Raw genomic sequence first — 20,374 nt, forward strand, 5'->3', positions numbered from 1 at the left:
GCCCCACCCGCCGGCTCAGCCGGCCGCCACGACGTCGGCCGGGGCGAAGCTGACCTCGGCCGTGTCGACCGTGCCCGCGCTGCGCCCCGGCGCCTGGTGGTAACGCCAGTACAGGTTGGTGTGCGCGATCACCAGATCCGGCGTCGGCGCGCCGTACTCGCTGAGGTCCTCGGTGGTGTGCGCGTCGCCCACGAGCGTCGCGTCGTAGCCGCGCACGAGGCCGCCGTGCAGCGTCGAGCGGATGCACTCGTCGGTCTGCGCGCCGACGATCACCAGCCGGCCCACCCCGCGCTCGGCCAGCACCTGCTCCAGGTCGGTCTCCTCGAACGAGTCGGGGTAGCGCTTGTGCACCACCGGCTCGGTCTCCCGGCGCACCAGCTCCGGCACGTACTGCCAGGGCTCGCTGTCGCGCGCAAGGTCGTCGCTGGAGTGCTGCACCCAGATCACCGGCACGTCGTCGGCGCGGGCCTTGTCGACCAGGGTGACGATGTTCGTGATCACGGCCTCGCGGTTGTGCGTGCCGGCCATCACGCCGTTCTGGACATCGATGACGACCAGCGCGGTACGCGGCCGGTCGGGCAGGGTGGTCATGTCGAGCTCCTGTTCGTCAGATCGAGTTTGAGCCAGGCGGCAAGATCGGCGATCTCCTGGTCGACCGCCTCGGTCATCGCAGCGGTGAACGGTACGTCCTGGTGAACGGCGTTGACCAGCAGCGTCCCGGCCCGCCGGTCGGCCGTGGCGTCGAGCTTGCCCACCAGCCGGTCGCCGAAGAGGATGGGCAGGGCGTAATAGCCCCAGCGGCGTTTGGCCACGGGTTTGTACATTTCGAGCAGGAAGTCGTACTCGAAGATCTCCTTTGCCCGGACCCGGTCGTGCACCAGCCGGTCGAACGGCGACAGCAGTGCCGCCCGGCCCTCGAACGGCTCGTCGAGCAGCGCCGGCTCGATCCGCCACTGGCCCCGGACGCCCTCCACCACCGCGGGCTCGCCGGCCTCACCCACGTCGGCCGGCTCGCCCGGCACCTCCGGGGCGCGGCTGCGGGCGATCCCGAGCGCGTGCAGCCGGCGGCGGTCACGCTCCCGGGCCGCCTCCCGCGCCGACATCACCGGATCGTCCGGATAGACCCGCTCGGCGAGGTCCCACAGCCGGTCCCGCCCCTTCCGGCCGGCCACCGCGACCTCGCCGCGGGCCACCATCTGCTCCAGCAGCCGGGTGACGTTCTTGTTGTTGGTCCAACCGGTGGAGCGCCACGGCTGCTCGCAGGTGTCCGGCAGATCCCGCGAGGGCAGCGGACCGGACTCCCGCAGCCGGTCAAGGATCTCCCGGCGACACCGGTCGTTGGCCCGCACCCAGTCCCGGAGCCGCTGCCGCCAGTCGCCCAACTCGCCGGAGCCGGGCCAGGTGGCCATCTCGGCCCGGTAGAGCGCCAGGTCCTCGGCGGGCCGCAACATCGCCTGCAACTCGATCAGCCGGCGGTCCGCCAGCGCCGCGTCCAGGTCGGCGGGGGAGTATGCCGAGCCGAGCCGGCTCCAGAGGACCAGGTGCGCGCTCGGCGCGATCGCGCTGATCGGATCCAGTTGCAGCAGGGTGACCCGCCGGGCCACCGCAAGCAGGTCGGCGGGCCGGTCCCGGGACAGCAGCTGCGCCCGCACGGCCAGCCGCCGGGCGTCGCGCCGGCCGAGCTGATGAACCTTCACCATGCGACGAAGCCTAGGCCGGCCCCCCGACAGTTCCGGACCGGCGACGCCGGCGCCCCGACGGTCCCGGCCCGGCGGGCCGCCGGATCGGACACCGACGGTGCGGCGTCGACCACGCGCAGTCCCTGATCAGGTGGAGTCCCCGACCTGGCCGGAGCCCACGGCGGCGTACCGGTCGGCGATCACCCCGAACGCCCGCTTCGGCCGCCAGGAGCCGTCCGGCGCGCACGCCACGATGCCGTACGCGGCCACGTCCAGGTCGTGTTCGGGATCCTCGCTGTGCGGGTTCGTCCAGGTGGCGAACGTGAAGACGAACGCACCGTCGAGGTCGTTCGCGGCGAACAGGTCCAGCATCCCGGCCAGTTCGTCGGCCTGCTCCTGCTCCGAGCGCTGCACCGCCTCGGTCAGCCGCGGCGGATCGGTCCCGCGGTCCACGATCGTCCACGCCAACCCGCCCCGGTCGGCCGCACCCCGGTAGCAGCAGCACCCGAACTCGGTGGCGACCACCGGCTTGCCGTATCGCCGGTAGCCGGCCAGGATCCGCGGCAGCCGCGCCCGGGTGTGCCGATCCCGGTAACAGTCCACCGAGACGACGTCGAACGGCGACCAGTCCACCCGCTCCCAGATGCCCGAGGCGTACGTGATCGGGCCGGTGAAGTGCTGCCGCGCGGTCTGTACCGCCCGGCCGAGGAACTCGTTGAGCCGCTTCTGGAACGACCCGTTGCGGATCCGGTCCGCGATCAGCCGCCACGGCCGTACCAGGGTCGCCAGCCGCTCCTCCAGGCCGTCGCCCGCGACGAGGCCCTGCATGAACAGCGTCAGCTCCCACCCCAGTACGAGGACCACGGTGCCGCGCGAGTGCAGCCGCTGCGCCAGCCGGGCCGCCTCGGCCAGGTACGCCAGCAGGTCGGCTGCGGTCCGGTCGTGCGCCATCGGGCACAGCCACACCTCCAGCCCCAGGTCCAGGGCGTACCCGGCGGCCACCTCCACCCGGTCGAGGTCCAGCCCGGAGATCCGTACGGCGGTACAGTGCAGATCGTTGGCGATGGTCTCCAGATCCCGCCGGCACTGCGCGGGGTCGAAGTGCGGCCGGGTCGATTCACCGGGGCGCGGCGTCAGGCCGACGTCGTAGTCGATGCCCCGTCGGGTCAGACTCACCCGGTCAGCGTAGCGACCCCGTCGAAGGACCGCCGACCGACACCGGGAGCACCGTGCCGCAACCCACCACCCGGGCCCGTGACCTCGGCGTGGTCGTCGGGCCGCTGCCCACCGGGCCGCACAACGCGATCACCGACGTGCCCGGGGTGCTGGTCGGGCACACCACCGTCGACGACGGCCACCACATCCACACCGGCGTCACCGCCGTCGTCCCGGACCCGCTCGGCCCGGGATCGTGGACCCGGCCGGCCGCGGTCCACCGCGGCAACGGGTACGGCAAGCTGGTCGGCTCGACCCAGGTCGACGAGCTGGGCGTACTGGAATCGCCGATCGTGCTCACCGCGACGCTGTCGGTGTTCCGGGCCGCCGACGCGGTGCTGGACCACCTGCTGGCCCGCCGCCCGGACGCGCTGTCGGTCAACCCGCTGGTGGGCGAGACCAACGACGGCTACCTGTCGGACATCCGCCGCCGCCCGATCACCGCCGAACACGTCCTCGCGGCCATCACCGGGGCGTCCGCCGGGCCGCCCGCCGAGGGCTGCGTCGGCGCCGGGACCGGCACCGCTGCGCTCGGATACAAGGCGGGCATCGGCACCGCCTCCCGGACCGTGGCCGCCGCCGGCCAGCCGGTGACCATCGGTACGCTCGTGCAGGCCAACTTCGGTGGCACCCTGACCGTGGCGGGCATCCCGCTGCCGGCCGCCGAACTGCTCCCGAGGGCCACGCCCGGGGACCCCGGGCCGGTGGGCAACTCGTGCATGATCGTGCTGGCCACCGACGCGCCGCTGGACGCCCGGCAACTCGGCCGGCTGGCCCGCCGGGCCGTCTTCGCCATGGCCCGGGTCGGCGCCTCCTACAGCACCGGCAGCGGCGACTACGCGATCGCGTTCGGCACCGCCGCGCCCGACCGGCCGCCGATGCCCGACGCCGATCTCGACCCGGTCTTCGCGGCCGTCCTGGACTCGGTCGAGGAGGCGCTGCTCAACTCGCTGTTCACCGCCACCACCACCCGCGGGGTGGCCGGACACATCCGGTACGCCGTACCCCACGAGGCCGTCGTCCGGCGGCTGGCGGCCGCCGGCCGACTCGCCGGGCCCCACCGGTTCGGCGGCGGCCGGTGACCACCGGCGCGGCCCCGGGCGGCAACCCGGTGTAGCCCAGGCCGCGGCTCTGACCGACGAGGTCGACAAGCGGATTGTGACGAGACCCCGCTGCGGGCCGGGCCGAAGAAGCCGAGACCTGGCCGGAAGCCGGTGGTTGTGCACGACCGGTACCCAGAGACCGGTTTCATGGCGAGCGGCAGATTGCCGCCCCGACCTGCACCGTCGGTTTGAGCGACGCGTCGATGGCGATGGTCGTCTGGCCGGGCGCGCTGTGGATCTCGATCGACCTGACGGTTGTGGAGATGGCGGACTGGTCGGCGCTGCTGATGGTGACGGTGTCGCCGATCCGCAGCGACTCCCCCTCAAGCCGTCCGGTGACGAAGATCCACGGCCGGCGCGACACCGTGTCCACGCGTTCGACGGTGAGTCGCGACCCGCTGCCAGTCACCGCTTGTTTCTCCTCCAGCTGTCCACGAACTCGTCCTCGGCCGCGTACGCCTCGTCTTCCAACGGGCCGGTCGCCGAGGTAACCCGTCCATCCTCATACTGCCTGATGTGTACGCCCTCGTGCCCGAGCGTCCGGACCAGGGTCTCACCGGGCTGGGTGCACCTGGTCGAAGAGGGCGAGGGCATCGGCGGGATCCGGGCTCACGAGGCGCTCCAGGCCGGCCGTGGTGATCTTCGCCCACCTGTCGGCCCGTACCCACATCTGTTCCTCGAAGGCACGGACCGCCTTGTCCAGGTCGTCCGGGCCGTTGGCGATGGACTCGGCGAGTTCGGCGCCGTCCAGCATCGCGAGGTTGGCGCCGGCTCCCAACGGGGGCATCAGATGGGCGGCGTCGCCCAACAGTGTCACCCCGGGCACGTGGGTCCAGGTGTGGGACACGGGCAGGACGTGCAGCGGGCGGTGGACGAAGGCGTCGCCGCGGCGCAGGAGATCCAGGACGGCGGGGGCCCAGCCCTCGAACAGCGCCAGCAGGCTTGTTCGTACGGCCTCGACGTCGGCCAGGTCCAGGTTCGCGTGCCAGTCCAGAGGCGCGCGGAACTGGACGTACACCTTGACGTGGCCGCCGCTGTTGCGTTGGGCGACGAGGCCGCGGTTCACTCCGTACGCGGCGACCGAACCATCGCCGATCAGCCGGGCAAGGTCGGGGTGGCGGGTGTCGACGTCGTCGAGGGACGATTCGACGAGGGTGATGCCGGTGTAGTGCGGTGTCACCGATGAGACGGCGGGGCGGACCCGTGACCGCGCACCGTCCGCGCCGACCACGAGGTCGAAGCTCTCCTGGCGTCCGTCGGCGAAATGGACCAGTACGCCGTCTCCGGCCCCCGGCACCACCTGCGTCACCCCGCGCCCCCACTGGACCTCAAGAGGGCCGATCAGCAGGTCACGGAGTTGCCCGCGGTCGATCTCGGGATTGGCCAGGTCGTCCGGGCCGGACCGCCAGTCGCGTAGGACGCTCCCGTCCGTGTCCAGGATGCGCATGGCCTGCCCCTCCGGGCGGGACAGTGCCCGGAACTCCGCCATCAGCCCCGCCTTGTCCAACGCGAGCTGGCCCAGCCCTTCGTGCAGGTCCAACGTGCCGCCCGGGGGCCGGGCATCGGGGGCGGGATCGCGTTCGAGGACGGTGACAGGGTGGCCACGGCGGCGCAGGACGCGGGCGAATGTCAGGCCGGCGGGGCCAGCCCCGACCACCGCGATACGCTGTCTCACAGCGATACACTGTATTTCCTATCAGCGAGGCATTGCAACAGAATCGGTGTGATCATGACCGTGTGGGATCGACCGGAGTCATCGCACCGGCCCGTGCCGCTTGACCGGGAGCGGATCGCCGCCGCCGCCGTTGCGCTGGCCGACGAGGGCGGGCTGGCGGCGGTGTCGTTGCGCAGGGTCGCCGCCCGGCTCGGCGCCGGCCCGATGCGACTGTACGGACACATCGCCACGAAGGACGAACTGTTCGACCTCATGGTGGACAAGGTCCACGCCGAGATCCTCCCCGAGGAGTTGCCCGGCGACTGGCGGGAGGTGCTGCGTGTCCTCGCCCACCGCACCAGGCAGACCGCCCTGCGGCACGAATGGCTCGCCGACCTGCTGGGCGGCCGCCCGACCCTCGGCCCGAACGGCCTCGCCGTGGCCGAGGCCAACCTGGCCGCCCTCGACGGCCTCGCTGACATCGACACCGTCATGCGTGCCGTGGGGACTGTCAGTGCCTATGTCATCGGCGCGATCAGACGCGAGGTCGCGAACCTGCGCGCCGAACGCGCAACGGGACTGACCAAGCGTGACTGGCAGCGCGCCTCCGGCCCGCACCTGACGAAAATGCTGGCCACGGGCCGCTTTCCGGTGCTGGCCAAAGCCGTGTACGACGGCACGGACATGAACGCCGAGGACTCCTTCACGACCGGCCTGGACTGGGTCCTCGACGCCGTGGGCGCCAGACTTCCCCGACCGTCGGCGTGACGCCGCCCGGTAGGACCGCGTCACGAGTCGACCTTCAGGCGTCGCCGCGTAGCTTGTCGTCGTCGTTGTCGTCGTCGGGCAGCGGCATCCAGCCGGTGCCGCCGGGAATCACACTGCGGGCTGCGGGTCGGGTGCGGGCCCAGGCCAGGACCTCGGCGCGGGTTCCCTCGAAGTTTTCGATCCCGGCGACCTCGTCGCGGTCGCCGGACTGACCATAGTCGTCGATCCAGCTCGCCACCCAGGTGATTTCCGGGTAGCGCGGTGTGCCACCGTCGACAGGGACGTAGACGATCCCGTGCCCTGGTCGGGGCTGTCCCAGACGCTGAGGCTCGCCCGGCGTGGTCAGCTCCGGCGCGTAGCGGCGCACCATCGGGCCGTCGTCCGCAGATCCACCCTATCGCCCGATGGCACGCATGGGGCAATTCGGCTGCGAAGCGACACCGGTCGCCGTCCAACTTGTTGGACGGCTATCTCGCGAGCAGGTCGGTCAGTACGGATCGGACGTCGGCCGGATGCAGGTTCAGATTCTCGAACTGCTCCGGGGTAACCCACAGCAGCTCGAAGCTGTTGTCCGGCCCGTTCTCCGCGGCCTCGGGGCCAGACAGCAAGGGCGTACCAGCCACACCTGCCATCAGAAAGTAGAACGCAGGCCGGCCGTTGTGTCTGCCGGTCCACAGCTGCCGCTCGATCGTGGCCTCTAGTGTCCCGTGATTCTGATGGGTTTACTTGACGTTGTTGTCGACGAGTTGCTTGACGCTGGTCTGTACGAGTTGGACTTTGGCGAGGATCTCGTCGGTGGTGGCGGTCCATTGGAACGGGCGGGGGTTGGCGTTCCAGGTGGTGATGTAGTCGCGGATGGAGCGGATCAGGACCTGCACCGAGGAGAAGGTGCCGCGGCGGATCGCCTGCCGGGTGATGATGCCGAACCAGGTCTCGATCTGGTTCATCCAGCTGGAACCGGTCGGGGTGAAGTGGAAGTGCACGTGGGGGTTCTTTTCCAGCCAGGCCAGGACGTCGGGGGTGGCGTGGGTGGACAGGTTGTCCAGCACCACGTGGACGTCCTTGCCCCGGTGCGGCCTGACGGCCTTGCGGAGGAAGGCCAGGAACTCTTCGCCGTTGCGGGACGGACGGCACTCGCCGATCACCTCGCCGGTGGCCACGTTCAGCGCGGCGAACAGGTTCGTGGTCCCGTGCCGCACGTAGTCGTGGGTACGTTTCTCGGTGGCGTCGAACTCGATCGGCAGCAGCGGCTGGGTGCGGTCGAGGGCCTGGATCTGGGTCTTCTCGTCCAGGCTGAGGATCACCGCCCCGCCGGGCGGGTCCAGATACAGCCCGACGATGTCGGCCACCTTCGCCGCGAACGCCGGATCCCTGGACAGTTTGAACGTGCCGGACCGGTGCGGTTTGAGTCCGTGCTCGCGCCACAGGTTGGCCACCCAGTGGTGCGAGACCGGCACCTGCTCGGTACGGGTGATGTAGGCCGCCATCTCCCGGCTGGACCAGTGCGACAGGCCGGTCCCGGCCGGCGGACTCATCCGGGTCAAGGCGAGGACCCGCGCCCGGATCCGGACCGGCACCTGCTCCCGCCCCCCGCCGGGCCGTTGGCTGAACAGACCACCGGCGCCCTCGGCGGCGTACCGGGCCAGCCACAGGTCCACCGTCGGACGCGACACCCCGGCCAAGGCCGCGATGTCCTTCTTCTGGCGGCCCTCGGCATGCCACAACACGATCCGCGCCCGCGTCCCGACCGCCGCCGACACCTCCACGCTGTTGATCAATGCCCGAAGCTCGGTCCGCTCGTCCGATGTCAACTCCACCGCAACAGCGAACCACACCCACATCACGTAAAGGCAACAGAATCACGGCACACTAGCCCGGTCTCCTCGGCGAGTTCCCTCACCGCCGCCATCTCGGCAGTCTCTCCTTCCTCGACATGGCCACCAGGCAATACCGCGTAGCGATGCCCTGGACAGTGCTGACCAGTCCAACCACCGTCCTCGCACATCACGCAGACAGCTGATGACTCCTGGCGAAGGAAGCGCTTGATCAGGAGAACTCGGGATCCTTCGGTCACTATCGCGACCGCTCTGGGAGTCTTCACCGCTGAAGGATGCCGTGTGGCGAGCCGAGCGGTCGTCTCTGACGCGGATCGGGGCTCGCCACCAAACCTTGAGAGCTCGCCAACCGCTCGCCACGGGAATCTCGGGGCTCGCCACTTCGGCTGCGAAGCGACAACCGCTGCCACCTCGGCGGTCTCGCCTTCCTCGGGCGGCGGTCGGACCGTATTACTGGATTCCTAGTAATAGCAATCCAGTAATAGCGGCGATCGTTCGTCATCGTAGACGTACATCATAATGACAGTTAATGTGCGTAAGTCGTTGGAGTGTTGTACGACGTGGACGGATGCTTGATTTCTCATCGGGTTGTCAGTGATTTCTCACCGATGTCAGCGTGCATCGTGGTGGTGGGCCCTGAGTTCCCGAAGCTACGGCGATCCGCAAAGTAAGGGATCTTGACGGGAGTGACCCGGGCCGCAGTCGGGAGATCTACTTGTGCTGGCTGTCGTCAGCTTGATGAGGGCGTGTCGAGGACCGCTCAGGGCTGCTGGTCCTCCCAGGGTCCGGCGTCCGGGGCGGCGTCGCCAGCGGGCGGCCGCGGCTCCATACCCCACGTGGACGTCAGCGTCACCCGGCTGCCCCGATAGATCGCCTGCCCGCTTCGCCAGCGCTGCAGTGTAGGCCGGTGTGGCCGCCGCCATGCTGTCACACACGCGCTGACCAGCCCGGTTGCCCCTGCGAGCACGAGCCCCGCGGGGACTTTCCCATCGCGGTCGATCAGCAGGACCAGCCCGGCGACGAACACAAGTACCGCGAGGAAGACGATCAGGTCGACCACACTGCTGCGTTCGCGCGTCGGCTGCGTCGTCCTTGAGAAACTGGACTCGATCGGTTGTGGCACGGATGTTCCCCTCGATCTCGCGGGCCCGCGGTCCGGGATTCCAAGCACGGCTGTCGCAGAGTCATAGGGCGCCGTGCCCGCCGTGCCCTCTGTCAGCGGGCGCTGGGACGCATCGAAAGCTGCCGGTTGGAAAGATCTTGGGCTGCGAGCGAGGGGAGGCACGGATCGGATTCCTAGAACTGCTCGACGGCACTATCCGTCCAGGGTCTTGGCTCCGACGACTATGGAGGTCACATGCCGAGCTCCGGGCACAACGACTCGCAACGAGCTGAGGAGGACGTGGATCCCGATGCGGTCTGGTCTGACACGGCGCTGGCCGACGCGATCGAGTTGGCGGAGACATCCGACGACGAGCTTGAGGGGGTGCTGCGGCAGATCGCGCCCCACGCGCCGGCGGAAGACCAGCGCGCCCGAGCTGCCCGGGTTGAGGCCGACCGGTTGATGGTGCAGGCGTGCGCCAAGGAGAACTTCGAGGGGCCGATGACCAAGAAGCTGCTGCTGGTTGCCCACGAGTACGCCACACCCGTCATCAGCTTCCTGATTACCAACGGCACGATCTTCAAGGAGGCCATACGGCTGCGCCGCCCGGTCCGGCGCGACGACCGCGACCTGGCTTGGACCGTCGACGAACGTAACTTCCTGACCCACTGCACCGTGGATACCGGGATCTTCGGGCTCTTTTGTGAGTACGGGTTGAGGCAGGGCCGCTGGGACCATCGCCGGGGCGTGAAACTGACCACATATGCGACCAACGGCTGCATCATGTGCTTCTCGTCGGTCTATCCAAAGTGGTGGAGCAGCAGGGCGTGGGAGAGCGGCGCAGGCCTAGCTGTGGACTTCCCGCAGCGCCTGCAGATCGACCGGCGCGCCGTGGATCCGGCCGAGCAGGCCGTCAATCGCGTCGAAGCCATGCGGCTCCTGCGGGAGTTCCCCGAGCAGGAGCGCACCGCGCTGGTGCTGCGCGGCGAGTACGGCGTCTCACAATCCGAAGCGGCTGCATTGGTCGGGCTAACACCCAAGGCCCTGGAAAGTCGCCTGGGCCGCAGCCGACGCCGGCTCGAGTTGAACCGAAGCGATCCATCGCATGTCGCGGTATCCGCCCCCGAACTAGACATCGAACTCTAAGGAGGCGATTGTGATCGACAATACGCAGGCATTCACCGAAGGGCCGACCCACGGTACGGCCGGTGGCAGCAAGGGGCGTCCGACCGCCCGCGACGACGCGCTCTCTGACGAGCAAGACTTCGACGCCTTGTTGGCCGCCTCAAGCTTCGGCTCCCCGCGGGCCTGCATGATCCGGGCGAAGGCGCCCGATGCCGCCCGCGTCCACGCCCAACGCGTTGTCGCCGGCGACGAACCTTGGGGTGGCCACTGGTGGCTGTACCCGGCCGCGGCCGAGTCCCCGCCTCGCGTTGATCCACACGCCGAGGCCGGTGCCGATCGCCACCCCCCGTCGGACCGCCGAGGGCACGATACGTGGCATGCTCGGGCACACCTTGCGCAGAGCCGGGTTATCAGCCGTGCTGTCGATAGCGCTGTGGATACATCGCAGTGGCTGGCAGTTGCCGGCGGCGACCTGCGGACAGGCATTTGTGGTGACCGTGGGGAAGCGAAGGCGGTGATCGCCCGGCTGGGGCTATTGCTGCGCCAGGTACCAGCCGGGGCGTTCGACGCGGAGAGCTCGGCGATGGTCCTTGCGACAGTCGGCCACATGTCGCGGGTGTTGATCGCCGAGCGGGACGAGCGTGCAGCACTGCGCCTGATCCGGGCCGCTTGCCCGCACCTGGTACGGCTAGGATCCCGCCATCCGGTCGCCTTCATGGTGCGCCGCACTCGCGCCGAGGCCCTGTGCGAGATGGGCGACCACGGGAGGGCCGAGACCCTGGTGCGCGACCTGATGGCTGACGAGGAACGGGTCTTCGGCGGCGCCGACCCGCGCACTGGGCTGGCCTTGTTCTGGGCACTGGGCCGCGGAGGCCACTTGGAGCAGGCCGAGACGGGGCTCGGCGCGCTCGAGGCGAGTACGGTCGGAATGCGTGACCTCGACAAACAACTGCTGCTGCACATCCAGTGTCGGCGCTCCTGGTTGCTCGGGCAGCGGGGACGGATCGATGAGGCCGAGAACCGCTACCTCGACGTAATCACCAATCGGTCTCGCGTTCTGGGCCTCGACCATTCCGATACCCGTGACGCGCAGCACTCCTATGGCAAGTTGCGTGTGTACGCCGGAGATGGATCAAGCGTGGTGAAACTCCTGACATCCTTGGCGAACGAGCGCGGGCAGGCCCACGGCGACGATCACTTCGACACGCTGGAGACAGTGAAATATCTGCACCTTGCCCAGGTGCAGGCGCAGCCGGGTGACAGGCGTGGTGTCAAAAACGCGATCGACGAACTCGGACGTATTCTAAGCTTCCAGGACACCCGCTACGGCCCGGGCAATTTAGGCAGCTGTGACACTGCGGGGTGGCTTGGCCGGATGCTGCGACTCCGGGAGGCGCTTGATTGCCGCGAGCCCATTCCCGATCTGCGACAAATCCCGATCCCGGGAGAGGGGCATCGCCAGACCGATCCCTCACCTTTCCCCGGTCGCGCATCCCGATCCGCCCGCCCGGTTTCTGCAGAACTAGTTAGGTCGTCATGAGACTCGGAGTGCTGACCGCCGCCCTCGGCCAGATGTCGCTGTCGCAGATCGCCGCGTGGGCACCCCAGGCGGGATACGAGGCACTGGAGGTGGCGGCTTGGCCGGTCGGCAGCCAGCATATCCACCAGGCCGCCCACCTCGACGTCGCCGGCTTCGCCCCCGACGACGCTGCCCGTGTACAAGACCTAATGAACCAGCACCATCTGGCCATCTCCGCGATCACCTACTGTGGCAACAACCTGCACCACGACGCCACCGAACGCGAACGCACCCACCAGCACCTGCGCGCCTGCATCGACGCTGCGGCGGCTCTGGGCGTCCGCTGTGTCATCACGTTCGTCGGCCGGGACATCACCCGGCCGATAGCTGACAACCTGAAGCTCGCCGAGCAGCACCTGCCCCCACTCACTCGCTACGCCGCCGACCGCGGCGTGAAACTGCTGGCCGAAAACTGCCCGATGGAAGGCTGGCACCCCGACGGCTACCCCGCCAACCTCGCCTACTCGCCCGAGCTGTGGGATTGGATGTCCGGTCTCGGCTTCGGCCTGACCTACGATCCCTCCCACCTGCCCTGGCTCGGCATCGACCCGCTCGACGCGCTCGAACACGCCCTAAAGGCCGGCATCGTCGGCCACGTGCAGGCCAAGGACATCCAAATCGACGAGCGGGCCCGCACGCACTACGGCATCTTCGGCAAGACAGCCCGACGCGCCTCGCCCACCGACGTCGGCTGGTGGCGCTACCGAGTTCCCGGACGCGGGCAACTCGACTGGACCCGGACACGCTCGACGCGGCCGGATACGCTGGCGACATCGCCGTCGAGCATGAGGACCCCGTCTGGGGTGGCACGCTCGACAAGACCCTGCAAGGCATGACCATCGCCGCACAGACTCTGCGTCCCCTGACCGCCACCACGTCGTTGACAGGGGTGCCCGTAGTCCTGGCGGAAGAATCAACGGATTCGGCTGACCAGGGCGAACGCGCTGCGGTGTGAGAACTGGCCGGCCACATCCAGCTCCAGCAGCCGCCGGACCGCGGCCTCCCGCGGCAGTCGGCTGGCCGCGCTGTCCGATGCCCACGCCACCGCGACGAAACCCCTTCCATGCAAGGGTTCGCCATCGGCAACCCGCCATGCCATCAATGTCCGAACGCCGAACCTACGACACCCCGCACCCGGTGCGCCGTCCGCCAGGCAGTGATCTTCCCCGCACTGACACCGGTGAGAAACCACTGACACGAGACGAGAAAGCAGGTGAAGCACGCTGGTGCCTGCCGCCAGGGCCCTCGGCGGCGGGCACCAGGACACGAGCGGCTACTCGTTCAGGTAGTCGTCGTAGTCGTACCGATCTTCCGCGTCGTTGCGGTCGGCAGCCTCTTGCGCCCGGTCGTCGAAGCCGCTGGTCGCGGTCGGCGAGTCCGGATCGCGGCCGGCGGCCGCACTGATGCGGTCGGCGGACTCGTGGTCCATGGGTGTGGATCGGGCCATGACGGTTCCTCCGTCGGCTCGCGCCCCGGTTACGCCAGGGGCCACACGCACCCGGCCGCCCTCGCGGCCAAGGTGACCGATCCCCGGGGCTACGCCGGCGCCTGACCCGATCGGTACGGGCTGCCCGCTGGTCGCCGCGTGTGGGGTGTCCGGCGGGGATCAGCCGGAGGTGCTCGCCCCACGCTTCCGGCTAACGAATGCCGGTCCGCTCAAGTGCCAACCAGCGTACGCGGGGTCGCTACTGACATCGGATGAGAAACCGGCACTGACACCCAGACGAGAAGTCTCAGTGACGACCTACGGCCGGGGTGGCCCTGATGGTCGTTCACGCAGTGCTCGAAAGCCGGGTCAGGCGTCGGACCGGCGGTAACCGGCGCGCGGTGTGTTCCGGCGCCGTCGAGCACGAACAGCCGACCCCACTGCTCGGGTACGGCGTCGCGGAAACGGCCCGGAGACTGTCGGGCCTTCGCCGACAGGTGCCCGTGGTGGATGCGGCCGTGGCCCGCGACGGCGAGGTGATTCCCCGGCCATACGCCGCCGCATCCCTGACCGCCACGCCCGTTCTGCTCAGAACATCAGCCTGGCCCGGGCCTCTGCCACCGCCTCCGCCTCGCGTTCCCGCCAGCGGCGCTGGTTGTCCCGGTTGCATGCCCGGCAGACCTTCCGGAACCGCCCTGTCGTCTCGTCCACCTCTCGGGGATGACCGTTGCCACACCGGGGCGCCTGGCGCCGGGTGTGGCAGTTTTCCGCGCGGCTGAGCTGCCGCAGGTGGGTAGGTTCGATGCAGTCCTTGACGCCACAGGTGTGGTCGACATCCAGGGCGGGGTCGTAGTCACCGACGAAGACGGCGTACGCGGCGATGTGCGCCCAGGCCCGGCCGGCGACCTTCTGGTAGCTGCCGCGCTGTGCGCCGTAACCCCGGACGATGAGGCACCCGTCGTCCCGCCGTTCCGATCGGTCGAGCAGGTACCGCCCCAGCGTGTCCACCGTGAAGTGCCGGGACAGACCTCTGACGTTACCGAGCATCCACCGACCATAGGCTTCCCTGGCGACAGACGCGCAGCGGGCCGCTACAGGTGGTGACAAACCCGCACCGCTCGTGGTACGGACCGTTCCACCGCAGGTCGGCGAAGGTGGTGATGCCCGGTCCCCGGCCTCAGCGCGGTGCCCTGGACACCGGTCGCCCTGTTGTCCGCGTCAGCTGCCGACCTGGCGGAATCATCTGCCAACCCGGCGAAGCCAGGCGTCATGTTCGGGGTCGGGCATGAGCTCCCGGACCTCCTGTGCGCAGCGGCACGCGCCGGCGATCCGGGCGGCCCAGGCCAGCGCCTCCTCGCGGGACGGCACGTCAACGATCGAGAAACCGCCGATGACCTCCTTGGTCTCCGGGAAGGGGCCGTCGGTGACCATTCCGTCCGTGGCCACGATGCTCGCCCGCTGGCGGTGGAGTCCGGCGCCGAACAGCCACACGCCCGCGCCCATGGCCTCCCGGACCACCGCGTGCGAAGCCTTCCCCACGTCGGGCCAGTCCTGCTCGGGGATGTGGTCCATCGCGCCGTCATCGAACGAGATCAGGTACTGGGTCATCCCATGGCTCCTCGTCTTGGCCGCCTGCTCCGGCCGCCTCTGCTGTTCTACGAACGGTGCCTCCCGGATCGGACACGGCGCACACCAACCCGTGGATGACCGTCCGGAAGGATCGCGTTCGCCGGCCGGCCGGTTCGACCGGCGGCCACGGGGTGATGGAGAGGCCGGCCATCTTGCCCGTACGCCCCCTGGGCCGGCGCCTCCTACACGCCGTGCCGGTGACGGTGCGCCCCGGGCCGGTCAGCGGGACGTGAGGGTGGCCAGGTCGGTGAAGAAGCCCGGGTAGGTCTTGGCGACGCAGCGCGGGTCGGCGATCTCGATGCCCGGCACGCGCAGGCCGAGCAGGGACAGGCTCATCGCCATCCGGTGATCGTCGTAGCTGGCGAACCGGGTGGGTGCCGGGGGGCCGGGGTGGATGGTGAAGCCGTCGTCGTCCTCGACGGCGTCGATGCCGGCCCGGCGCAGCTCGGTCACCACGGCGGCGATCCGGTCGGTCTCCTTGCGCCGGATGAACCCGATTCCGCGTACCCGGGTGGGGGAGTCGGCGAACACCGCCACGGCGGCCAGGGTCTGCGCGGTGTCGGAGATGTCGGCCATGTCGACGTCGATGCCCCGCAGCGAACCGGTGCCGGTCACGGTCAGCCGGCGGGCCGTACGCTCCACCCGGGCACCCATCCGGGCCAGCAGGTCGGCGAAGGCCACGTCACCCTGGACGCTGTCGGTGCCCAGGCCGTCCACGGTGATCCGGCCGCCGGTGATGGCGGCGGCGGCCAGGAAGTAGGAGGCGGCGCTGGCGTCGGGTTCGATCGCGTAGTCGGTGGCCGAGTACCGGCCGGGCGCGGTACGGAGCCCGTCGACGGTCACCCCGAAGGCGGCCATCACCGCGGTCGTCATCGTCACGTACGGCACCGACACCAGCGGCGAGGTCAGCTCGACGGCCAGGCCGTCGCGCATCAGCGGCCCGGCCATGAGCAGCCCGGACAGGAACTGGCTGGACAGGTGCCCGGGCAGTCGGGCGGGGCCGCCCCGCAGCGGACCGCTCACGGTCACCGGCAGGTGTCCCTGGTCGGTGCCCTCCTGCACCTGGGCACCGAGTTGGCGTAGCGCATCGAGCAGCGGCCCCATCGGCCGCGCCCGCAGTTGCGCGGCGCCATCGACGGTGGTCCGGCCGGGCCGCAGCGCCGCGACCGGCAGTACGAACCGGGAGGTGGTGCCGGACTGGCGTGCGTCGACCGCCGCCACCGCCGCGGCCCGCCGCGGGTCGATGCCGGTCACCGTCAACTCGCGGCTCGGCTCGTCGGCGGTGACGGTCGCGCCGAGCGCCGCCACCGCACCGATCATGGCTCGGGTGTCGTCGGCGAACAGCGCCCCCGACAGCCGGCTGCGTCCGTCGGCGAGCGCGGCGCACAGCAGCGCCCGGTTGGTGATGCTCTTGGAACCGGGCGGTCGTACCGTGACGTCCGGCGCGGCCGGCACGGTCGGTACGGCGAGGACGTCGGGAAGGTCGTCGGCGAGCGAGGGCACGGCGTCAGTCTCCCCGAGAACCGGCGTCGTACGCCCGACCGAGCGCCGACGCGTCCGGGGAGTGGGACGTCGGCCCCGGGGCCGACGGGTCCGGCGCCGGTGACCGTCGACGCCGTCGCCTGGCCACGACCGGACGACAATGTCCGTTGTTGGATAATCTGCTCCGGATCGAGGCGGGTACGCTCGGCGGATGACCGCCATGGCTCCCGGGCGCCTCCAACCGGACCTGTCGTTCCTGCTCGACCATGCCGGGCACGTGCTGCGGGCACGGATGGCGGCGGCGCTGGGCGAGGTGGGGTTGACGGCCCGGATGCACTGCGTGTTGGTGCACGCGCTGGGCGAGGAACGGACCCAGATCCAACTCGCGGAGATCGGGGACATGGACAAGACCACCATGGTGGTCACGGTGGACGCGCTGGAGCGGGCCGGTCTGGCCGAGCGCCGCCCGTCGACCCGGGATCGCCGGGCCCGGATCGTGGCGGTGACCGACAAGGGGGCCCGGCTCGCCGTCCGGAGTCAGGAGATCGTCGACCGGGTGCACCGGGAGGCGCTCGCCACGCTGCCGGAGGAGGAACGCGAAGTCTTCCTGCGGGCGATGAACCGCCTGGTGGAGGGGCACCTTGCGGTCGCGCCGGAGGGTACCGCCGCGGCCCGGCGCGCCCGCCAGTGACGGGACTAACTCCGTTGCAGATTGTCTGCAACGGAACTATCTAATAGCGTCCTTCCCGTTGCGTTTTCCGCACGGGAAGGACGACCATGTCCACCGCATCCATCCCCGCGCCGCCCGCCACCGCGCCGGCACCGCCGCGATCCCGCTGGCTCGCCCTCGCGGTCGTCGCCACCGCACTGCTGACGGCCGTCCTGGACGGCAGCATCGTCACCGTGGCCATGCCGGCCATCCAGGACGACCTCGGGTTCTCCGCCACCGGCCTGACCTGGGTGGTCAACGCGTACCTGATCGCCTTCGGCAGCCTGCTGCTGCTCGCCGGCCGGCTCGGTGACCTGGTCGGCCGCAAGCGGGTCTTCCTGGCCGGCACCGCCGTGTTCACCGCGGCGTCGCTGCTGGCCGCCCTGGCCGACTCGCCCGCCGCGCTGATCACCGCCCGGTTCCTCCAGGGCGCCGGCAGCGCGCTGGCCACCGCCGTCAGCCTCGGCATCCTGGTCACCCTCTTCGCCGCACCCCGGGAACGCGGCACCGCGATCGCCGTGTTCAGCTTCACCGGCGCCGCCGGCGCCTCGATCGGCCAGGTGCTCGGCGGGGTGCTGACCGACGCCCTGGACTGGCACTGGATCTTCGTCATCAACGTGCCCATCGGGCTGGCCGCACTGCTGCTCGGCGTACCGCTGCTGCCGGCCGACCGGGGCATCGGCCTGCGGGCCGGCGCGGACCTCGCGGGGGCGCTGCTGGTCACCGCCGGCCTGACCGTGGGGATCTACACCCTGGTACGCGTCGAGGGCGCCGGCTGGACGTCGGCGGCCACCCTGGGCCGGGCCGCCGTCGCCGTGCTGTTGCTCGGCGCGTTCGTCGCCCGGCAGGCCACCGCCCGGCACCCGCTGATGCCGCTGCGGCTGTTCCGCTCCCGGGCCGTCGCCGGCGCCAACGCGGTGCAACTGCTGATGGTCGCCGCGGCCTTCTCCTTCCAGGTGCTCATCGCGCTCTACCTGCAACGGGTCGCCGGGTACGGCGCGGCCGGAACCGGTCTGGCCATGCTGCCCGCCGCGCTGGTCATCGGGGCGGTCACGCTGGGGATCTCCGCGCGGCTCAACGCCCGCCACGGTGAGCGGCGGATCCTGCTGACCGGGCTGGGTCTGCTGGTGGCCATGCTCGCGCTGCTGGCCCGGATCCCGGTCCGGTCCGACTACCCGGTCGACCTGCTGCCGGTGATGCTGCTCGCCGCGGGCTTCGGGCTGGCGCTGCCGGCGCTGACCAGCCTGGCCATGTCCGCGGCCGGCGAGCACGACGCGGGGCTGGTGTCCGGGCTGTTCAACACCACCCAGCAACTCGGCATGGCCGTCGGGGTGGCGGTGCTGTCCACCCTCGCGGCCACGCGCACCGGCGACCTGCTCGCGGCCGGGGCGGACCCGGCGGTCGCGCTGACCGGTGGCTACCGGCTCGCCTTCACCGCCGGCGCCGGGTTGCTGGTCGCCGCGTTCACCCTCGCCGTCCTGGTCCTACGCCCCCGGCCGGAGCGGCGCCGTCGACGGTGTCGAACAGCGCGGCGGCCCGGGCCGCGGTGCCGGCGGCCCGGCGGCCGGTGCTGACCAGCCCCAGCAGCAGGACGCCCAGGCCGAGACCGAACACCAGCCACCACACCCCGCGGGCCGCGTCGACGAACGCCTCGCCGGAGGAAACGGCACCGCCGTGGGCCGCGGCCGAGCCCAGCAGGCTGCCGGCGATCGCCACGCCGAGGGTGGTGCCGGTCTGGCGGCCGGTGGAGGCCAGCGATGCGGCCACCCCGGCCATCGAGCGGGGCATCCCGGCGACCGCGGTGTTGGTGATCGGCGGGTTGACCGTGCCGAGGAAGACCCCGAACAGCAGGTAGCTGCCGAGCACCGCGGGCAGCGCAGTGGCCGGGCCGAACCAGACCGACACGGCGCCGCCGGCCGCCAGCGCCGCGCCCGCGACGACCAGCGGCAGCCGCGGACCGCGGGTGCCGACCAGCCGGCCGGTGCCGGGGGAGAGCGCCACGACCAGCGCACCCACCGGAGCCAGGCACAGCCCCGCGGCCAGCGCCGACATGCCGCGGACGTCCTGGAGGTACTGGGTGCTCACGAACAGGAACGCGCCGAACCCGCACAGCGCGCACAACGCCATCAGGATCGCCGCGCTGAACGGCACGCTGCGGAACAGCCGCAGTTCCAGGAGCGGGTCGGCGCGGCGCCGCTCGTAGCCCAGGATGCCGAGCACGCCGGCGGCGGCCGCCGCCAGCAGGCCGAGGATGACCGGCGAGGTCCAGCCCGCCTGGCGGGACTCGATGATCGCGTACACCACGCCGCCCAGCACGAGGATCACCAGCAGCTGACCCACCGGGTCGAACCGGCGCGCCCGCTCGGCGCGGGATTCCGGGACGAACCGGGCCACCGCCACGATCGCCACGACCACGACCGGCACGTTGATCAGGAAGATGGCGTGCCAGCCGAAGCCGTCCACCAGGGCGCCGCCGAGGACCGGGCCCAGCGCCAGCGACAGGCCGCTCATCGAGGCGAACACCCCGATGGCCCGGGCCCGCTGCGCGGCGTCGGGAAACGTGGTGGCGACGATCGCCATCGCCACCGGGTTGAGCATGGTGCCCCCGACCGCCTGCACCGCCCGGGCCGCGATCAGCCAGCCGATGCCCGTGGCCAGGCCGCAGAGCAGCGAGCCGAGCCCGAACACGGCCAGGCCGACCTGGAAGACCCGGCGCCGGCCCAGCCGGTCGGCCGTCGAACCGGCCAGCACCAGGAAACTGGCCAGCACCAGCGTGTACGCGTCGATCGTCCACTGCAGGCCGGAAACCGTGGCGTGCAGGTCGGCGCGGATGGCCGGCAGCGCGACGTTGACGATGGAGATGTCCATCACCACGACGACGATGCTGGTGCAGCAGATGGCCAGCACCAGCAGCCGGCGGCGGCGGTCGGCCGCGGACGGTGGCGGAGAGACTGTCATGGTCATGATCCTCGTCCTTGGAGGGGGCGCGAAGTCAACCCGGCGACGGTGGCGCCGGGCGACCGGTCGGGCGCCGTACGGCCCGGGGCGCGCCGGGCGGGGTATTTTAG

The 20,374-nt window shown here is 70.7% G+C and carries 23 protein-coding genes; 7 read left to right on the plus strand and 16 right to left on the minus strand.

Features of this window, described 5'->3' with window-relative positions; genetic code table 11:
- Nucleotides 1-15: 15 nt before the first annotated feature.
- From CIK06_RS14205 to CIK06_RS14215, 3 genes are all read right to left on the minus strand, one after another.
- Nucleotides 16-591, minus strand: a complete 576-nt coding sequence (locus tag CIK06_RS14205; protein ID WP_095565233.1) for a cysteine hydrolase family protein — start codon at nt 589-591, stop codon at nt 16-18.
- Nucleotides 588-1,700: a DNA glycosylase AlkZ-like family protein gene (locus tag CIK06_RS14210; RefSeq protein WP_095565234.1), complete on the minus strand. Its 1,113-nt coding sequence runs from the start codon at nt 1,698-1,700 to the stop codon at nt 588-590. Before CIK06_RS14210 ends, CIK06_RS14205 begins: the two co-directional genes overlap by 4 nt.
- A gap of 126 nt (nt 1,701-1,826) precedes the next feature.
- Nucleotides 1,827-2,855: an abortive infection protein gene (locus tag CIK06_RS14215; protein ID WP_095565235.1), complete on the minus strand. Its 1,029-nt coding sequence runs from the start codon at nt 2,853-2,855 to the stop codon at nt 1,827-1,829.
- 53 nt (nt 2,856-2,908) lie between these two features.
- Between CIK06_RS14215 and CIK06_RS14220 the strand changes: the two genes are divergently transcribed.
- Entirely contained in the window at nt 2,909-3,976 is a 1,068-nt protein-coding gene (locus tag CIK06_RS14220; RefSeq protein ID WP_095565236.1) for a P1 family peptidase, read from the plus strand.
- A gap of 166 nt (nt 3,977-4,142) precedes the next feature.
- Here CIK06_RS14220 and CIK06_RS14225 read toward each other — a convergent pair whose 3' ends face one another.
- Together CIK06_RS14225 and CIK06_RS14235 are read right to left on the minus strand one after the other, a co-directional pair.
- Nucleotides 4,143-4,370, minus strand: a complete 228-nt coding sequence (locus tag CIK06_RS14225; protein ID WP_232534204.1) for a hypothetical protein — start codon at nt 4,368-4,370, stop codon at nt 4,143-4,145.
- A 180-nt stretch (nt 4,371-4,550) separates the two neighbouring features.
- Nucleotides 4,551-5,672 (minus strand): NAD(P)/FAD-dependent oxidoreductase, encoded by a 1,122-nt coding sequence (locus CIK06_RS14235; RefSeq protein WP_095565239.1) that lies wholly within the window; start codon nt 5,670-5,672, stop codon nt 4,551-4,553.
- Nucleotides 5,673-5,726: 54 nt separating this feature from the next.
- On the opposite strand from CIK06_RS14235, the gene CIK06_RS14240 reads away from it, so the two are divergent.
- The gene (locus tag CIK06_RS14240) at nt 5,727-6,419 is read left to right on the plus strand and encodes a TetR/AcrR family transcriptional regulator (RefSeq protein WP_095567823.1); all 693 of its coding nucleotides are present in this window, start codon (nt 5,727-5,729) and stop codon (nt 6,417-6,419) included.
- A 34-nt stretch (nt 6,420-6,453) separates the two neighbouring features.
- On the opposite strand, the gene CIK06_RS29365 is transcribed toward CIK06_RS14240, so the two are convergent.
- The 5 genes from CIK06_RS29365 to CIK06_RS14260 all read right to left on the minus strand — a co-directional run bounded on the left by CIK06_RS29365 (nt 6,454) and on the right by CIK06_RS14260 (nt 9,377).
- Nucleotides 6,454-6,789 (minus strand): hypothetical protein, encoded by a 336-nt coding sequence (locus CIK06_RS29365; protein ID WP_157756749.1) that lies wholly within the window; start codon nt 6,787-6,789, stop codon nt 6,454-6,456.
- Between the two features lie 97 nt (nt 6,790-6,886).
- Entirely contained in the window at nt 6,887-7,042 is a 156-nt protein-coding gene (locus CIK06_RS29370) for a hypothetical protein (RefSeq protein WP_157756750.1), read from the minus strand.
- 99 nt (nt 7,043-7,141) lie between these two features.
- Nucleotides 7,142-8,236 (minus strand): IS630 family transposase, encoded by a 1,095-nt coding sequence (locus tag CIK06_RS14250; protein WP_095567824.1) that lies wholly within the window; start codon nt 8,234-8,236, stop codon nt 7,142-7,144.
- Nucleotides 8,237-8,259: 23 nt separating this feature from the next.
- Nucleotides 8,260-8,664 carry an NUDIX hydrolase gene (locus tag CIK06_RS32420; RefSeq protein ID WP_369916146.1) on the minus strand — a complete coding sequence of 135 codons (405 nt, stop codon included), beginning with the start codon at nt 8,662-8,664 and terminating at the stop codon, nt 8,260-8,262.
- Between the two features lie 350 nt (nt 8,665-9,014).
- Nucleotides 9,015-9,377, minus strand: coding sequence for a hypothetical protein (locus CIK06_RS14260; protein ID WP_157756751.1), 363 nt, complete (start codon nt 9,375-9,377; stop codon nt 9,015-9,017).
- A 279-nt stretch (nt 9,378-9,656) separates the two neighbouring features.
- Here CIK06_RS14260 and CIK06_RS14265 point away from each other — a divergent pair, with 279 nt between their 5' ends.
- The 3 genes from CIK06_RS14265 to CIK06_RS14275 are packed head-to-tail and all read left to right on the plus strand — an operon-like array spanning nt 9,657 to nt 12,896.
- Nucleotides 9,657-10,502 carry a sigma factor-like helix-turn-helix DNA-binding protein gene (locus CIK06_RS14265; protein ID WP_157756752.1) on the plus strand — a complete coding sequence of 282 codons (846 nt, stop codon included), beginning with the start codon at nt 9,657-9,659 and terminating at the stop codon, nt 10,500-10,502.
- Between the two features lie 10 nt (nt 10,503-10,512).
- Nucleotides 10,513-12,021 (plus strand): hypothetical protein, encoded by a 1,509-nt coding sequence (locus tag CIK06_RS14270; protein WP_095565243.1) that lies wholly within the window; start codon nt 10,513-10,515, stop codon nt 12,019-12,021.
- 8 nt (nt 12,022-12,029) lie between these two features.
- On the plus strand, nt 12,030-12,896 hold the full coding sequence (locus CIK06_RS14275; protein ID WP_198348246.1) for a sugar phosphate isomerase/epimerase: 867 nt from the start codon (nt 12,030-12,032) through the stop codon (nt 12,894-12,896).
- Between the two features lie 77 nt (nt 12,897-12,973).
- Here CIK06_RS14275 and CIK06_RS31875 read toward each other — a convergent pair whose 3' ends face one another.
- From CIK06_RS31875 to aroA, 5 genes are all read right to left on the minus strand, one after another.
- Nucleotides 12,974-13,105, minus strand: a complete 132-nt coding sequence (locus CIK06_RS31875) for a hypothetical protein (RefSeq protein WP_255408587.1) — start codon at nt 13,103-13,105, stop codon at nt 12,974-12,976.
- A 228-nt stretch (nt 13,106-13,333) separates the two neighbouring features.
- Nucleotides 13,334-13,507 (minus strand): hypothetical protein, encoded by a 174-nt coding sequence (locus CIK06_RS29375; protein WP_157756753.1) that lies wholly within the window; start codon nt 13,505-13,507, stop codon nt 13,334-13,336.
- Nucleotides 13,508-14,074: 567 nt separating this feature from the next.
- Entirely contained in the window at nt 14,075-14,533 is a 459-nt protein-coding gene (locus tag CIK06_RS14280; RefSeq protein WP_095565244.1) for an HNH endonuclease, read from the minus strand.
- Nucleotides 14,534-14,725: 192 nt separating this feature from the next.
- Nucleotides 14,726-15,094, minus strand: coding sequence for a YciI family protein (locus tag CIK06_RS14285; protein WP_095565245.1), 369 nt, complete (start codon nt 15,092-15,094; stop codon nt 14,726-14,728).
- A 240-nt stretch (nt 15,095-15,334) separates the two neighbouring features.
- Entirely contained in the window at nt 15,335-16,618 is a 1,284-nt protein-coding gene (aroA, locus tag CIK06_RS14290; RefSeq protein WP_232534205.1) for a 3-phosphoshikimate 1-carboxyvinyltransferase, read from the minus strand.
- Between the two features lie 190 nt (nt 16,619-16,808).
- On the opposite strand from aroA, the gene CIK06_RS14295 reads away from it, so the two are divergent.
- Nucleotides 16,809-17,288 carry a MarR family winged helix-turn-helix transcriptional regulator gene (locus CIK06_RS14295; RefSeq protein WP_095565247.1) on the plus strand — a complete coding sequence of 160 codons (480 nt, stop codon included), beginning with the start codon at nt 16,809-16,811 and terminating at the stop codon, nt 17,286-17,288.
- 86 nt (nt 17,289-17,374) lie between these two features.
- On the plus strand, nt 17,375-18,880 hold the full coding sequence (locus CIK06_RS14300; protein WP_095565248.1) for a DHA2 family efflux MFS transporter permease subunit: 1,506 nt from the start codon (nt 17,375-17,377) through the stop codon (nt 18,878-18,880).
- Here CIK06_RS14300 and CIK06_RS14305 read toward each other — a convergent pair.
- Nucleotides 18,771-20,270, minus strand: a complete 1,500-nt coding sequence (locus CIK06_RS14305) for an MFS transporter (protein WP_232534206.1) — start codon at nt 20,268-20,270, stop codon at nt 18,771-18,773. The genes CIK06_RS14300 and CIK06_RS14305 overlap by 110 nt on opposite strands.
- Nucleotides 20,271-20,374 lie beyond the last annotated feature (104 nt).

The sequence above is a fragment of the Plantactinospora sp. KBS50 genome, assembly GCF_002285795.1.
Classification (GTDB): Bacteria; Actinomycetota; Actinomycetes; order Mycobacteriales; family Micromonosporaceae; genus KBS50.